Origin of the sequence: Flavobacterium cutihirudinis (assembly GCF_003385895.1) — a bacterium.
Taxonomy (GTDB): Bacteria; Bacteroidota; Bacteroidia; order Flavobacteriales; family Flavobacteriaceae; genus Flavobacterium; species Flavobacterium cutihirudinis.
In genome coordinates, this window is sequence record NZ_QRDQ01000007.1 from 631756 (window position 1) to 648522 (window position 16767).

At 33.4% G+C, this 16767-nt stretch carries 10 protein-coding genes; 9 read left to right on the plus strand and 1 reads right to left on the minus strand.

Going from position 1 to position 16767, the window contains the following annotated elements:
* Positions 1-61: 61 nt before the first annotated feature.
* The 9 genes from BD847_RS02755 (at position 62) to BD847_RS02795 (ending at position 16383) form a co-directional block, all read left to right on the plus strand.
* The gene (locus BD847_RS02755) at positions 62-2806 is read left to right on the plus strand and encodes a helix-turn-helix and ligand-binding sensor domain-containing protein (RefSeq protein WP_115887329.1); all 2745 of its coding nucleotides are present in this window, start codon (positions 62-64) and stop codon (positions 2804-2806) included.
* A 244-nt stretch (positions 2807-3050) separates the two neighbouring features.
* Entirely contained in the window at positions 3051-6059 is a 3009-nt protein-coding gene (locus tag BD847_RS02760) for a SusC/RagA family TonB-linked outer membrane protein (protein WP_115886728.1), read from the plus strand.
* Between the two features lie 4 nt (positions 6060-6063).
* Positions 6064-7527, plus strand: a complete 1464-nt coding sequence (locus tag BD847_RS02765) for a RagB/SusD family nutrient uptake outer membrane protein (RefSeq protein ID WP_115886729.1) — start codon at positions 6064-6066, stop codon at positions 7525-7527.
* 72 nt (positions 7528-7599) lie between these two features.
* Entirely contained in the window at positions 7600-8976 is a 1377-nt protein-coding gene (locus tag BD847_RS02770; protein ID WP_115886730.1) for a glucoamylase family protein, read from the plus strand.
* Positions 8977-8984: 8 nt separating this feature from the next.
* Positions 8985-9698: a carboxylesterase family protein gene (locus BD847_RS02775; protein WP_115886731.1), complete on the plus strand. Its 714-nt coding sequence runs from the start codon at positions 8985-8987 to the stop codon at positions 9696-9698.
* A 10-nt stretch (positions 9699-9708) separates the two neighbouring features.
* On the plus strand, positions 9709-12009 hold the full coding sequence (gene bglX, locus BD847_RS02780) for a beta-glucosidase BglX (protein WP_115886732.1): 2301 nt from the start codon (positions 9709-9711) through the stop codon (positions 12007-12009).
* Positions 12010-12099: 90 nt separating this feature from the next.
* On the plus strand, positions 12100-12876 hold the full coding sequence (locus BD847_RS02785; RefSeq protein WP_115886733.1) for a glycerophosphodiester phosphodiesterase family protein: 777 nt from the start codon (positions 12100-12102) through the stop codon (positions 12874-12876).
* Between the two features lie 28 nt (positions 12877-12904).
* Positions 12905-14824, plus strand: a complete 1920-nt coding sequence (locus BD847_RS02790; protein ID WP_115886734.1) for a discoidin domain-containing protein — start codon at positions 12905-12907, stop codon at positions 14822-14824.
* A gap of 167 nt (positions 14825-14991) precedes the next feature.
* On the plus strand, positions 14992-16383 hold the full coding sequence (locus tag BD847_RS02795) for a M20/M25/M40 family metallo-hydrolase (protein WP_115886735.1): 1392 nt from the start codon (positions 14992-14994) through the stop codon (positions 16381-16383).
* An 80-nt stretch (positions 16384-16463) separates the two neighbouring features.
* On the opposite strand, the gene BD847_RS02800 is transcribed toward BD847_RS02795, so the two are convergent.
* Positions 16464-16766, minus strand: coding sequence for a hypothetical protein (locus BD847_RS02800; protein WP_115886736.1), 303 nt, complete (start codon positions 16764-16766; stop codon positions 16464-16466).
* Position 16767 lies beyond the last annotated feature (1 nt).

Genomic DNA, 16767 nt, shown 5'->3' on the forward strand with positions numbered 1-16767 from the left:
AGCTTTTTTACGTTATATAAATCAATATTTGTCATTATCTTTGACTATAAAAACGAATATTTTGAAAACGATACTATATAAATTTCTTTTCTTCTTTTTCATCGCTTCGCAACTTCAGGCACAAGAATTACTTCCTTTCGTTGAAAACTACAATAAATCAGATTATCAAGGAGATAACCAAATCTGGAACATCGCCCAAGGAAGAGATAAAGCAATGTATTTTGCCAATAATCATTATCTTTTAAGATATGATGGTGTAGTTTGGGAAAAATATTTTTTACCTAATAAAACGATTATTCGTTCTATCTTAATTGAGGGCGACCGCATTTATTCAGGGTCATATAAAGAATTTGGATATTGGCATAGAAAAAATGGTAAGATGTATTATGTTTCCATTACCAAAAATCTAAGATTATTTGACGAAAAAGATAATGAAGAAATCTGGAAAATTTTCAGGTATAATGGCGCATTGTATTTTCAATCCTTTAATGATGTATTTATTTATGATGGAAAACAAATTAAGAAAATCAAATTTCCATTTTTGATTTCTTATTGTTTCGTTGTAGATAAAAATCTCTATGTTGCTTCGGTAAATAAAGGTATTTTTAGAATGAATGGATCTAGAATTTCAAATCCAAAAGGATGGGATATTCTTAAAAATACGGTTGTACATGCTATTGAAAAGTACAAAGACAAAGCATATATTTTTACACAAAAAAGAGGAATTTTTACTATTGAAAAAAATGGACTTAAAGCTTGGGATAATCCGCTAAATGAAACTCTGAAATCTAACGGAATTAATGTCGCAAAATTTATTAAAAATGACAAACTTGTTGTAGGAACGGGAAATAAAGGTGTTTTTATATTCGATTTCAAAACTAATACGTATAAGAACATTGATAGAAATAATGTTCTAATGAACAATTCTGTTTTAACCATTGGTTTTGATAAAGAAGGTGATTTGTGGCTTGGCCTTGATAACGGAATTGCTCATGTTGAGGTTAATTCGCCAATTTCATTTTTTTATGATAACTCCGGTATTTTAGGTTCTGTTTATTCTGTTGCTACAACGGCAAAGGGTTATTTAATTGCTTCAAATCATGGTATTTTCGAATTTGATTCGGGTATTTTTAAATTGTTACCCAATACACAAGGGCAAGGTTGGAATATTACGAAAATTGGAAATAAATATCTAATAGGCCACAACGACGGAACTTTTTGCTATGAAAATGGGGCTTTAACTAAAGTTAATAATGTAAGCGGCGGATGGAATTTATCTAAAAGTATTATAAATGACACCTATTTTCAGTCGACTTACAGCGGTGTTTTAGTTTATAGTGATATTTCTGATTTAGCTAAAAGTAAAGAATTTAAAGATCTTACCAAACCAATTAAATATGTCGCTCAAAATAAAAGAAATGAGATTTGGGCAGCAGATAATTATCGTGGTTTGTATCGTGTACTTTTTGACGAAAATTACAATACTTTAAATGTTGAAAATATAACACAACAAAGTAAGATTAAAAATGACTTTGGCGTTAAGATTTTTGAATTCAGAGAAGAAATTCTTTTTTTAATAAATAATGTTTGGTATACCTTCAATTCTATCTCCAATAAATTGGAGGAAAATGAATTGTTCAACAGTAATTTCAAAAATATTTCGGATGTTGTAGCAATCGATGAAAATCATTTTATTGTATTGCAGGATGGTATTTTATATCATATTTATGCAGATGGAAATAAGTTTTTATGGAACATTATTCAGGAGAAATATTACAAAGGAAAGTTGATTAATGAAAATCTTCGAATTTTTAAAAGTAATAACCATTATTTGATGAATTTGGATGATGGGTTTATTTCGCTTCAATTAGGATATCAAAACAAACAAAATAAAGGCGTAAAGGTCGAAGCTTACAATGATGAATCTTTATTGGAAGATGGCGGGAAAATTAAACACAATACGGAACTTACGATAAATGTTATTTCCGGTATATATGGAGCAAGTAAGCCTAATTTGTTTTATCAGATTAACAGAGAGAAAAAATTTATTCCAATTTCGAATGGAAAAATAGTACTGAACAATTTAAGCAGTGGTTCTCATTCTATAATTATATTTAAGCATGACGGTGCCAGTTATGAAGAAGTATCCAGTTTTGACTTCAAGGTTTCTCAGCCGTGGTATTTTTCATTTTGGATGATTATACTTTATTTGTTGCTAATAGGAGCAATCCTCTTTTTCTATTATAAATGGAATAAGTTGCGTTATACCCAAAAACTTAAATTGCAAGGAGAAGAATTAAAGCATCAGCGTGAAATTCTTGAAATGGAACTCAAAAAAGAAAATGAACTAAACCTTCAGGAATATGAAAAACACATTCTGGAACTCGAGTTGCAAACTAAATCTTCAGAAGTTGCCGGAAAATCTCTATCTATTGCCAAACAAAGCGAAATGATTGATAATATTCAGAATATTCTAGATTCTGAAAAAGACTTCAATAAATTGAAGAGTGAAATCAAAAAAGTCATTAAAATTAATGAGGTAAACAAACATGAATGGGAGATTTTTGAAACCAATCTGAATCAGATTCACAATGAGTTTATAATTAATTTGTCCAAGAAGTTTCCAAATCTTACTCCAAAGGATATAAAACTGTGTGTTTATCTTAAAATGAACCTTTCTTCAAAGGAAATTGCGCCTATGATGAACATCTCTTTCAGAGGTGTAGAATTACACAGATATCGATTAAGAAAGAAGCTAAACCTTTCGCAAGAAGAAAACCTATCAAAATTTTTATTAACTGTGTAAGATTTGCTTTTGAATTTTATACATATTCTATTTTTTTACTTCTTTTTTTATATAATTCTAATACATCATTACTACATCATAAGGTAATGTTAACGAAAATAAATTAACAAATAGGGTATTGATTTTTAGTACTATACGAATGTTTTTTAACACAATGATGTAGCTATGTAGTAGTGCAAACTGATGTACTACAACGTTGTAATTGTTTAATTTGGCTCTACTAACTTAAACGATTACGTACTGTATGAAAAATTTTATTTTTAGCTTTTTAGCACTCTTGTTGCTGCCTACCTACATGATGGGGCAAGCACAAGCAATTAAAGGAAAAGTAGTGGACAGCAGCGGAATGGGTATTCCTGGAGCAATAATTGCTTCATCTGATGCGAGGGCGACTGCTGACGCAGATTTCGACGGAAACTTCACAATTAATGCAAAACCTGGAGACATCTTAAAAGTTTCTATGTTAGGTTTTGATGCAGTTTCTGTACCGGCAACTGCCGCACCAATGACAATTACTTTAAAGGAGGCAGGTGATACTGCTTTAAAAGAAGTACTGGTAATTGGTTACGGTACAAGAAAGAAAATTGATAATACTTCGGCTGTAAGCTCAATTAAGTCAGAAGAAATTACCAAAATGAAGGTTTTAAACGCTTCGCAAGCTATACAAGGTAAAGCTGCCGGAGTTCAGGTTTCTACTTCAGATGCACCAGGAAGCACGCCTTCAGTTGTAATTAGGGGAGCAGGTACTGCATTAGGAGGAAGAAATCCTTTATATGTTGTAGATGGTATGCCTACTGAAAATATCAATAATATTAATACTAATGATATTACGTCTTATGAAATTTTAAAAGACGCTTCGTCATTAGCTATTTATGGTACAAGAGGTGCAAATGGTGTAATTATGATTACAACCAAAGCTGGTAAAGGAAAACTTACTGTAGATGTAGAAAGCTTTGCAGGGGTTAGAAGTCCTTTAAAAACTGTAAAAATGGCAAATGCTGATGAGTATGTTCGTTACAGCAACGCCGCTTACATCAACGATTTTCCTCAAGGAAGATTTTCTGCAAATCAGCCATACAATACTGATTGGCTAGATGCAATCACAAGAACAGGATCTTATACTCAGAATAATATTGCGATTTCAGGATCTTCAGAAAATGTAAAATATTTTTTTAGTGTTGGAAATTATGAAGAAAAAGGAATTTTAAACGGATCTGATTACGGTCGTACAACGATTAGAAATAATAATGAGTTTAAACTTTCTGATAAGGTAAAAATAACTCAAAATTTAAGCGTAAGTAGTATAAAAAATACACCAATGCCTTTAAGTGCATTTACTAATGCTTACAGACAATCTCCTCTAGTTCCTGTTCGTTATGCTGATGGTAAATACGGTGTGCCATTTGTTTCTAATGGAATTGTTGCTGAAAGTGGTACATCTTTTAACAATGTTGGAAATCCTGTAGCTCAATTAGATTATACAAATGAACAGCAGCAAACTGTTATGTTGCAAGGTGGATTGAAATTAGATTATGATATTATTAAATCTTTAAAATTTACTTCACAATTTAACGGAGAATATTATAACTACAAGCAATATAATTATGTAGATAATCAGGCTCTTTGGTTGTCAGCAGATCCTACTCGTGTAGTATCAAAGTATCCTGGCGATTTGAACATAAACACTTTGACAAGAGGTAGAGACGAATATTTTAATTGGAATTTATCTAACTATCTTACATACAATAAACTTTTTGCAGAAATTCACGACGTTGAAGTTACAGCAGGTATTGAAGCAAATGTTCAAGGAACCAGAGAGAAGTTAACTATTGACAGAAAGAATGTAAATGCGAACTCAAATTACTGGTCTTTAAAAGATGTTAATGTTGCAGGTACTGTTACAGGTTTTAAAGACGAGGCTCTTAATCAAAGAAGATTAGCATCTTATTTTGCACGTTTTCAATATAAATTGCTAGACAGATATTTGGTAACAGGTACTGTAAGACGTGATGGTTCATCTCAATTTGCTGAAGACAAACGTTGGGGAACATTTCCATCTGTTGGTTTAGGATGGATAGTTTCAAAAGAAAGTTTTTTGAGTAATGTAGAGCCAATTAATCTATTAAAAATTAGAGGTTCTTGGGGTAGATTAGGAAATCAAAATGTACCTCTTAATACTCAGCTATTAACTTCAGGACTTGATTATTCTGGATTAGGTTCTGGTACTACAATTAATTCGCAAGTAGATCCTAATTTATCTTGGGAAATTGTTGAAGAACTTTCAGGAGGTTTTGATTTTGAAGTGCTGGATAGCAGATTAAAAGGATCATTTGATGTGTATGATAAAAATACAACAAATACAATTTTGAATGTTAAACCATATTCAACTTCTGGAATTACGGTAGCTACACCAGCACATGTTGGAGAAGTATCTAATAAAGGTTATGAAATTGCTTTACGTTGGGATGATAAAATAACTGACAATTTAAGTTACTGGGTGGGAGGAAATTTTTCTCACAATAAAAATGAACTTACAAGTCTTAAAAACGTTCAGTTAAATCCAATTATTGGAGGAAGTTTAGGAAATGGTCAAAACACTAAAATTCTTGATAATACTTCTGTAGGACAACCGTTAGGTAGTTTTTTCATGTATGAATATGCAGGAGTTGATCCAACAAATGGTCAAATGTTATACTACAAAGCAGATGGGTCTAAGGTTGCTCAATCAGGATTAGACGAACTTAAAGATAAAAAATACGTAGGTTCTCTTTTACCAACGTCTAATTATGGAGTTACTTTAGGATTAACTTACAAAAACATTGATTTCTCTGTTGATGGTTATGGAACAGGAGGAGCAAAAGTTTATAATGGAAAAAAAGCACAAAGATTTGGAGGAGAAAATGTAGAAGCTTCTATGGCTAATGGTTTTTGGACACCAACGAATACTACATCTTCAATTCCAGCACCTTCTAATTTAGTTCCTTATGCTTCAACATATTATTTAGAATCTGCGGACTTCTTTAGAATCAATAACATCACTTTAGGATATAAACTTCCATTAAGAGAAAACAACTTTATTAGCTATTGTAGATTATATGTAAATGCAATTAACCCATTTATTACACAAAAATTCTCTGGATTCTCACCAGATGTAGTTTCTGATGGTAAGTTAGTTGAAGGTACTCAGGGTGTTGAGCTAGATGCTTACCCTTCATTGAGATCATTTGTTGTAGGTGCAAATTTAAAATTTTAATATCATGAAAAGAATATATATATCAATGTTTGTACTTTCTGGATTATTCTTATCTGGATGTTCAAATGATTTTTTAGATGTAGAACCAACAGAAGCTATTCCAGCTGATCCAAATTTGGTAAATAGTGATGATGGAGCTAAAGGCTTTGTTACTGCAATTTACAATCAATTTTTAGGATGGGAAATGTCTTCTTTTGGATGGAATGCAGTCTCAAGTATAATCTCAGATGATGCTGATAAAGGATCAGATCCAGGAGATACAGGGGGAGATAAAGATATTGTTGATGCATTGACATATAATGCTTCAACAGCATCATTTGAATCTACTTGGAATGCAAATTATGCAGGAATTAACAGATGTAATCAAGCATTAGCAATGTTCCCTAAATTAGATAAAGCATCACCTGATTTAAAAGCAAGATTAGTTGGAGAAACAAAATTCATGAGAGCTTTCATGTATTTTACTTTAGTAAAAGGGTATGGCGGAGTTCCAATCATAGATCATTTGGCTACCGTTCCAATTTCTGAAGAAGATAGAAAAATGCAATTGACACGTAAGTCAGTGGCTGAAGTTTATGCCTTTATAGAACAAGATTTAAATGATGCTATTGCGGCTCTACCTGTAAAATCAGCATATACTGGAGCAGATGTTGTAAGAGCTTCTAAAGGAGCTGCATATGCTTTATTAGCAAAAGTAAATCTATACCAAAAAAACTGGCAAAAAGTAATTGACAATTGTGATAAAGTAACAGGTTATTCTTTAGTTTCTGATTATGCTTTACAGTATAAAAAAGAAGGAGAATTTGGTCCAGAATCTATTTTCGAAATAAACGGAGTAGGTTCAACTTCTAGCCCTGGATTCGGAATTGGAAATTATACTGTTTCTCAAGCACCTCGTGGAGCTGGAGGTTGGGGTTGGGGATTCAATACACCAACTAAAGGTTTAGCAGATGCATATGAGGCAGGAGATGTTAGAAGAGCTGCTACAATTATTTTCAGAGGTTCAACATTGTATGATGGTAGAGAAGTAGCATCAACTGTAGCAAACCCAAGATATAATTATAAAGCATATTCATCATCTTTTTATAATCAAGAATTTACAGATACAAATCTTAGATATTTAAGATATGCCGAAGTTATCTTAATGAAAGCTGAAGCCTTAAATGAATTAGGAGACACATCAGCAGCGATTCCTTTAGTAAATCAGATTCGTAAAAGAGCAGGTTTAGGAAATACTCCTTTCACTTCGCAAAGTGATATTAGAAAAGCAATCTATAAAGAAAGAAGATTAGAATTTGCTTTTGAGCATGACAGATGGTTTGATATTGTTAGAACAGGACAAGCTGAAGCAGCAATGGCAGCAGATGGCAAAACTTTTATTGTTGGAAAACATGAGTTATGGCCTATACCAACTTCATTCTTAAGAGAAGCGAATGGACTTTCTGACCAAAATCCAGGTGGATATTAATCAAAATCTTAAAAATCACTTCCTTCAGGAAACTGAAGGAAGTGATTATTTTCAAAATCTTAAATTTTTATAATGGTTAGAATTTCAGTTTTATTTTTAGCTTTTACTTTCTTTAGTTGTGGATCTAGTGCTGATAAGTTAAAAGGAAATACGGTAGAAAATAGTTCTGGCGTTGCTACATTAACTGATGAACAGCTTTTAGATGCTGTTCAAAAACAAACGTTTAAATATTTCTGGGATTACGCAGAACCTAATTCTGGATTGGCGAGGGAACGTTATCATCCAGACGGAAATTATCCAGAAAATGATTCCAATATTGTAACTACAGGTGGTTCAGGTTTTGGATTAATGGCTCTTGTTTCAGGAATGTCTCAAGGATATATTACTAAAGAACAAGGAGTAGATAGACTTAACAAAATTGCATATTTTTTAGGTAAAGCAGATCGTTTTCACGGTGCATGGTCACATTGGATTGATGGAAATACAGGAAAAGTAAAGCCTTTTGGAACCAAAGATAATGGTGGAGATTTAGTTGAAACTTCATTTTTGGTTGCAGGAATGATTACCGTTCGTGAATATCTAAAAGACGGTTCTGAAAAAGAAAAAGCAGTAGCTCAAAAATATGATGCACTATGGCAAGGTGTGGACTGGCAATGGTACACTAACAATAAAAACGTTTTGTATTGGCACTGGTCACCAACTTATGATTGGCAAATGAACTTTGCTTTACAGGGATATAATGAATGTTTGATTACTTATGTAATGGCAGCATCTTCGCCAACGCATACAATTGACGCTAAAGTATATCATGAGGGCTGGGCTAGAAATGGTGGAATTGTTTCTTCAAAAACAAAATATAATATTCCACTTATTTTAAAGCATAATGGAGCAGAAGAATTTGGTGGGCCTTTATTTTGGGCGCATTATTCTTATGTCGGTTTAGATCCAAATCAATTGAGTGATAAATACGCTAATTATTGGGATTTGAATGTAAATCAAACCAAAATCAATTATGATTATTGTGTAGAAAATCCAAATAAAAATGCAGGATATGGTCCTGAATATTGGGGTTTAACAGCATCATATTCAAGAAATCCTGATGGTTCAATTGGTTATAACGCACACATGCCAAGCAATGATCAAGGTGTAGTTTCTCCAACCGCTGCAATCAGTTCAATTGTCTATACTCCAAAAGAATCGATGGCTTTTATCCGCAATTTATATGAAAATCATAACGAAGAAACTTGGGGAGATGCAGGTTTTTATGATGCATTAAGTTTAGGAAATAAATGGGTAGCAAAACGATATTTAGCAATAGATCAAGGTCCTGAAGTTGTAATGATCGAAAATTATAGAACAGGATTATTGTGGAAATTGTTTATGAATGCACCAGAAGTAAAACAAGGTCTAACAAAACTTGGATTTAAATCTGGAAAATACGGGATCTAAAAAATAACATGAAATATAAATTAGCTTTTTTATCTCTTTTAGTTTCCTTTTTAGGCTTTAGCCAAAGTGAAACAACCGGAAAAATTAATACCGTTATAATGTCGAAGTATGAACTTGGTTATGTACTGCATAAACCGGCAAATACAAAAGAGAAAAAACCTTTAATAGTTTTTCTTTCTGGAGATGGTGAAAAAGGAACTGATATTGAAAAAGTAAAAATTCATGGTCCCTTACAGTATTTAAAAACACATCAATTAGATGCTTACGTTCTGGCTCCACAGTGTAAAGAGAATGAAAATTGGGATATTGAATCGATTTATCAGCTCATTGTAAAAATTCAGAAAGAAAACAAAATCGATTCAGAAAGAATATATGTTACTGGTTTGAGCTCAGGAGGTTGGGCTTCTTGGAATTTGGCTTTTGCACATCCGGATCTATTTGCAGCTAACGTACCTGTCGCTGGTTTTGTAGATTTAATTCAGTTAGAGCACGCTTGTGAAATAGCCAATATTCCAACCAGAATTTACCACGGGTTATTAGATGATATAGTAAACGTGAACTATGCGATCACGATTTACAAAGAATTAAAAAAATGCAATGCAAAAGATGTAAAGCTGACCATTTTTGACGATGCAAACCACAACAGCTGGACAAGAGTTTATGATAATCAGGAAATCTATGACTGGATGTTTCAGCAGAAAAAAACGAATACAAACAAATAAATAAATTAGAATGAAAAACAAATTAGTCTTGCTTTTTTTAGGATGTGCTGTTTTGGGTTACGCTCAAAAGAAGCCTGCTAAAAATACAGTAAAAATTAAACCAAAGTCTGAATTTGTAGCAGAGTTAATGTCAAAAATGACTTTAGACGAGAAATTGGGTCAGTTAAACTTGCCGACATCTGGTGATATTACCACAGGGCAGGCAAACAGCTCAAATGTGGCAAAAAATATTGCTGAAGGTAAAGTGGGCGGTTTGTTCAACATTAAATCAGTTCAAAAAATTAAAGAAGTACAGAAAATTGCTGTTGAAAAAAGCCGTTTAAAGATTCCGTTGCTTTTTGGTATGGACGTTATTCATGGTTACGAAACAACATTCCCAATTCCATTAGGATTATCTTGTACTTGGGATATGGCTTTAATTGAAAGAAGTGCTCAAATTGCTGCTAAAGAAGCAAGTGCAGATGGAATCAACTGGACATTTTCTCCAATGGTTGATATTTCTCGTGATCCTCGTTGGGGAAGAGTTTCTGAAGGTTCAGGAGAAGATCCGTACTTAGGAAGCCAAATTGCAAAAGCAATGGTAAACGGTTACCAGCAGCATGATCTTTCAAAAAACAACTCAATTTTAGCTTGCGTAAAACACTTCGCATTATATGGAGCTCCAGAAGGCGGACGTGATTACAACACCGTAGATATGAGCCACATTAGAATGTTTAATGACTATTTTCCTCCATACAAAGCGGCAGTTGACGCTGGCGTAGGTTCGGTTATGGCATCTTTTAACGAAGTTGACGGAATTCCAGCAACGGGAAACAAATGGTTAATGACAGATGTTTTAAGAAAACAATGGGGTTTCAAAGGATTTGTAGTAACCGATTTTACTGGAATTCCTGAAATGATTCCGCACGGAATGGGAGATTTACAACAAGTTTCTGCTTTAGCATTAAATGCAGGAGTTGAAATGGATATGGTTGGAGAAGGTTTCTTAGGAACTTTGAAAAAATCTTTAGACGAAGGAAAAGTAAAAATCGAAACAATCGATAATGCTGTAAAACTTATTTTAGAAGCAAAATACGATTTAGGATTATTCCAGGATCCATACAAATATTGTGATGAGAAAAGAGCTAAAACTGAAATCTTCACAACAGACAGCAGAAAAGAAGCACGTCAAATCGCATCACAATCATTGGTATTGTTGAAAAACCAAAACCAATTATTACCACTTAAAAAATCAGGTACAATTGGTTTAATCGGACCATTGGCAGATGCTAAAGAAAACATGCCAGGAACTTGGAGTGTGGCTACAAAAATGGAAAATGCTGTTTCATTATTAAGAGGAATTAAAGAAGTTGCTGGAGCTGGAACGAAAGTTTTATATGCAAAAGGAAGCAATTTAGATTACGATGAAACTTTTGAAACTAATGCTACAATGTTCGGTAAAACGTTACACCGTGATGCTCGTACAAAAGAAGAATTATTAGCAGAAGCTTTGAAAGTGGCTGAGCAGTCAGATGTAATTGTGGCGGCTTTAGGAGAATCTGCAGAAATGAGTGGTGAATCAAGCAGCCGTACAAACTTGGAAATTCCACAAGCTCAAAAAGATTTATTGAATGCTTTATTGAAAACAGGAAAACCAGTTGTTTTGGTTTTATTTGACGGACGTCCATTAGTAATTACTGATGAAGAAAAAACAGTGCCTGCCATTTTAAATGCTTGGTTTGCGGGTACAGAAGCGGGTTATGCTATTGCTGATGTACTATTTGGAGATGTAAACCCTTCTGGAAAATTGACTTCAACTTTCCCAAGAAGTGTTGGTCAATTGCCAATTTACTACGCACACAAAAATACAGGAAGACCACTTTCTAATACAGAAGGAAAATTCGAAAAATTCAGATCAAACTATATTGACGAAAGAAACGAGCCTTTATTTCCATTCGGATTTGGTTTAAGCTATACAACTTTCGATTATTCAAATATTAAAATTTCTTCGGATAAAATGAACGCGACTGGAAAAGTAAAAGTAACAGTTGATGTAGCGAACACAGGAAATTTTGACGGAAAAGAAACGGTTCAATTATATATTAGAGATTTAGTTGGTTCTGTAACAAGACCAGTTAGAGAATTGAAAGGTTTTCATAAAATAACACTTAAAAAAGGTGAAAAACAAACAGTAAGTTTTGACATTACTGTTGAAGATTTAAAATTTTATAATTCTGACTTACAATTTGTAGCAGAACCTGGACAGTTTGAAGTTTTCGTTGGAGGAAATTCAGCTGCCGACAAGAAAGTTAGTTTTGAGTTAACTAATTAAGTTGGTTTATTGATTAGTAATTAGCCCTTCGTGTTTGGTTAGCGAAGGGCTTTTTTTCTAAAATAAAAATCAATTTTAAAATTAAACGAAATGAAAAATTTTAGAGTATGGAGTTCAGCTGTACTACTGGTTGTTTTTTCTTCCTGCACTGCACAGAAAAATGCAATTGTAGCACATCGTGGCGCATGGAAAAAGAATAATCTTCCTGAAAACTCTCTCGCGTCGTTAAGACATGCAATCGATTTAAAATTACCGGGTTCAGAATTTGATGTTTGGAGAACGGCAGACGATTCACTTGTCATCAATCATGATGCACATTATAATAAACTACTTATTGAAGAAACTAAATATGCTGATTTAATAGCTTTTAAACTTTCTAACGGAGAAAAACTTCCAACGTTGCACGAATATATTTCGGAAGGAAAAAGAAACAATAAACACACGCTTTTGGTGTGCGAAATAAAACCTTCAGAAATCAGTAAAGAAAGAGGGCAAAAAACCGCTTTAATGTCGGTTGAAGTCATTAAAAAACTAAAGGCAGACAAAAACACTTGTTACATCAGTTTTGATTACGAGATTCTAAAAGCAATAAGAAAAGCAGATCCTAAAACTTCTTTGCAATATTTGGAAGGAAATAAATCTCCTAAAGAAGTTAAAGCAGATAAAATTAACGGAGTTGATTATCATTATTCAGTCTTTAAAAAACATCCGGAATGGATTCAGGAAGCAAAGGATAATAAAATTATTCTAAACGCTTGGACGGTAAATGAAGCTTCAGATATGGATTGGATTATAGAGCATAAATTCAATTACATCACCACAAACGAACCAGAACTTTTAAGTGAGCGATTAAAAATCAAAAAATAATCCTGAGCTTACTAACATCAATCAAACAATGAAAAAAAGATATAAACTGTTTGCGTTGCCAATTTTATTTGTGATCCTTTTTAATCACAATCTTTTGGCCCAAAAAGTAGGTAAAACCGAATGGTTTGATCCTAATAAACCTGCCACTACTTATTGTAACCCAATTAATATTGGTTACAATTATACAACTTACAATCATAACGGAATTCCATATTCCCGTCGTTCTAGCGCAGATCCCGTTATTATAACTTATAAAGGCGAATATTATTTGTTTGCGACGAATCAGGCTGGTTTCTTTTGGAGTAAAGACATGTCAGATTGGAATTTCGTTTACGGAAGTTTTCAAAGACAGCCAGGTGATGATGACCAATGTGCGCCGGCTGCTTGGGTTGTAAATGACACTTTGTTTTATGTAGGTTCAACATGGAAAAGAGATCATCCAATATGGAAAACGGCTGATCCAAAATCAGGAAGATGGACACGTCACGTAGATAAAGCAATGCTTCCAACCTGGGATCCTGCTATTTTTCAGGACGATGACAAAAAAGTGTACATGTATTACGGTTCAAGTGGAAAATTACCGCTTGTTGGTGTAGAAGTAGATTATAATACCTGGCTTCCAAAAGGAAATCAGGCTGATTACGCAGAATTGTATAAAGCGACTGAAGTTGAGGATATTCAGAAAGTGTACGGAAAAGTGAAAGAAGTGGCAATTTTAGATCCGTCAGCTCACGGTTGGGAACGTTTTGGACCCAATAATGATATGGAACCAGCACCTTGGGGCAATTTTATAGAAGGAGCTTGGATGACGAAACACAACGGAAAATATTACATGCAATATGGAGCTCCCGCTACTGAATTTAAAGGTTATGCAAATGGTGTTCATGTTGGTGATAATCCGTTAGGGCCATTTGTGTATCAAAAACATAATCCAATGTCTTATAAACCAGGCGGATTTGTAATTGGAGCAGGACATGGAAATACTTTCGCAGATAACTATGGAAATTATTGGAACACAGGAACGTGCAAAATATCTATAAAAGATCGTTTTGAACGTCGTATCGATATGTTTCCTGCCGGATTCGATAAAGATGATGTAATGTATTCTATTACTTCGTATGGAGATTTTCCAATCGTATTGCCAACAGGTAACCGAGATCAGACAAAAGGTGCTTCATCAGGTTGGATGTTACTTTCGTATAAAAAACCTGTAACAGTTTCTTCTTCTGAAGAATGTATGGAAGTTGAAACGCACAGAATGGATAATGGCGGTAAAAAAGTGTATGAGAAATTCTGTTATGGTCCTGAGAATTTGACCGATGAAAATATTCAGACTTATTGGTCTGCCAAAACAAGTAACCCGGGTGAATGGCTTCAAATGGATTTAGGAAGACAAATGGAAATTAATGCATTGCAGATTAATTATGCAGATCATAAAGCAACGCAGTATAATAAAGCAATGGATATTTATTATCAGTATAAAATATTCATGTCTGATGATGCTGTAAATTGGACTTTGGTTGTCGATAAATCTAAAAATGATAAAGATGTGCCACACGATTATGTTGAATTGAGTAAATCTATAAAAGCGCGTTACATCAAAATGGAGAATATTCATAATGCTTCTGGATTATTTGCTATTTCAGATTTCAGAGTTTTTGGAAAAGGATTGGCAGTAGAACCAAAAACAGTTTCTTCTTTTAAAGTAGACAGAAATAAAAAAGATTCCCGAAATGCTATGATTTCCTGGAAAAAACAAAGTGACGCAATTGGCTATACGATTTACTACGGAATTAGTCCGGAAAAATTGTATAATAACATAATGGTTTACGACCAGAATTCATACGATTTTAGAGGTTTGGATAAAGGGACAAATTATTATTTTACAATTGAAGCTTTTAATGAAAATGGTATTGGTCAAAAAAGTAAAATTTTGGAAGTGAAGTAATTTTAGGTATAAGATTTTTTTTAAAGCTCAGATTGTAAAGAATGAATTTGCAATCTGAGCTTTTTTTGTTAAAAGACTAAAGAAAAGCTTCTGAAATGTAAAGAATTTTGTTCCTTTGTGAATATGTCACAGGCATACCAAAGAACTCCAAAATTACTATAACAACTATGAAAAAAACGATTCTTTTAACTGCATTAGTTTTAAGCGGATTAACATCTGTTGCTCAGTCAACAGATCAAAACAACATCAAATTATTTTACAAAAAAGCATTAACCGAAGCTAAATGTTATTCTTGGCTAGAATATTTATCGAATGATATCGGAAGCCGTTTGTCTGGTTCTAAAGGTGCGGCAGAGGGTGTAGAATACACTAAAAGACAATTAGAAAGTCTTGGGTTAGACAAAGTGTATCTTCAGGAAGTAATGGTGCCACATTGGGTTAGAGGAGAAAAAGAAACCGCTTACGTTTTAGACGGAAAAGTAAAAACAGTCGTGCCAATTTGCGCATTGGGAGGTTCTGTTGCAACTCCAAAAACAGGAATTACCGCTGAGGTGATTGAAGTACAGGGTATTAAAGAATTAAACGAGTTAGGGACAGATAAAGTAAAAGGTAAAATTGTGTTTTTCAATAGACCAATGAATCCGGAAAACATTGAAACTTTTACATCTTATGGTGCATGCGTTGATCAAAGATACGCAGGTGCTAAAGAAGCAGCAAAACTGGGTGCTGTAGGATCAATTGTTCGTTCTATGAATTTACGTTTAGACGACTTTCCTCATACAGGAGCTCAAAGTTATGGAGATCTTCCAAAGGAGCAATATATTCCTACGGCTGCCATCAGTACAAATGGAGCGGAATTATTAAGTAAATCATTAAAAGTAAATCCAGCTTTGAAATTTTATTTCAAACAATCTTGTGAAACATTACCGGATGTATTATCATACAATGTAATTGGAGAATTAACAGGTACTGTAACTCCTCAAAACATTATGGTTGTTGGAGGACATTTAGATTCTTGGGATTTAGCCGATGGTTCTCATGATGATGGAGCAGGAGTAGTGCAAAGTATGGAAGTATTAAGAATATTGAAAAACTTAAATTACAAACCTAAAAATACGATTCGTGTTGTTTTATTCATGAATGAAGAAAATGGCGGAAAAGGAGGAGCTAAATATGAAGAAGTTTCTAAACAAAAGAAAGAGAATCATATTTTTGCTTTAGAAAGTGATTCAGGCGGATTTTCTCCAAGAGGATTTTCTATTGAAGCTGACGATGCTAATTTGAAAAAAATTCAGGGATATAAAGATCTTTTCGAGCCATATTTAGTACATAGTTTTACAATTGGGCACGCAGGTTCAGATATTGGTCACTTAACTTCACAAGCAATTGTTAAAGCTGGTTTAAAACCGGATTCACAACGTTACTTTGATTATCATCACGCTGCAAATGATAAATTTGATGCTATTAATAAAAGAGAATTAGAACTTGGAGCTGCAACAATGACTTCTTTGATGTATTTGTTAGATCAAAACGGAATCGAATTACCGAAAGCGAACTAAGATTCTAAAAATCGATATATAAAAAAGGCTGTCATTTTTTTTGACAGCCTTTTTTTTTTGTTATAAAATCTAGTTTGTATTTAAAGCCTCATCACAATCAAATAATACAAAAAGGTTATCGGAATATTAGAAAGTAAAATCAGTAGTTTAATCCCAATTTCTTTGCGTTGCTGTGGCAAGTGAACAAGTTTTTCTATTAAATGAAAAAGCATAATCGAGTTGACCACAATACCTGCTAAAGCGAACGGCCACGCCACAACAAAAATTATAGAATTTTCATTTGAAAGAACATAAAGAATAAATAAAAGTGTACTGATTATAAATGTTCCAACGGCTAATTCAATAGATTGTTTTTCTTCAAATGGTTTATCAATTGTTTTCATG

Excerpts from the sequence above, each read along its gene's own strand:
- bglX (WP_115886732.1), top strand. The coding sequence starts at position 9,709 with ATGAAAAACAAATTAGTCTTGCTTTTTTTAGGATGTGCTGTTTTGGGT.
- BD847_RS02785 (WP_115886733.1), top strand. The coding sequence starts at position 12,100 with ATGAAAAATTTTAGAGTATGGAGTTCAGCTGTACTACTGGTTGTTTTT.
- BD847_RS02795 (WP_115886735.1), top strand. The coding sequence starts at position 14,992 with ATGAAAAAAACGATTCTTTTAACTGCATTAGTTTTAAGCGGATTAACA.
- BD847_RS02790 (WP_115886734.1), top strand. The coding sequence starts at position 12,905 with ATGAAAAAAAGATATAAACTGTTTGCGTTGCCAATTTTATTTGTGATC.
- BD847_RS02770 (WP_115886730.1), top strand. The coding sequence starts at position 7,600 with ATGGTTAGAATTTCAGTTTTATTTTTAGCTTTTACTTTCTTTAGTTGT.
- BD847_RS02775 (WP_115886731.1), top strand. The coding sequence starts at position 8,985 with ATGAAATATAAATTAGCTTTTTTATCTCTTTTAGTTTCCTTTTTAGGC.
- BD847_RS02765 (WP_115886729.1), top strand. The coding sequence starts at position 6,064 with ATGAAAAGAATATATATATCAATGTTTGTACTTTCTGGATTATTCTTA.
- BD847_RS02800 (WP_115886736.1), bottom strand. The coding sequence starts at position 16,766 with ATGAAAACAATTGATAAACCATTTGAAGAAAAACAATCTATTGAATTA.
- BD847_RS02760 (WP_115886728.1), top strand. The coding sequence starts at position 3,051 with ATGAAAAATTTTATTTTTAGCTTTTTAGCACTCTTGTTGCTGCCTACC.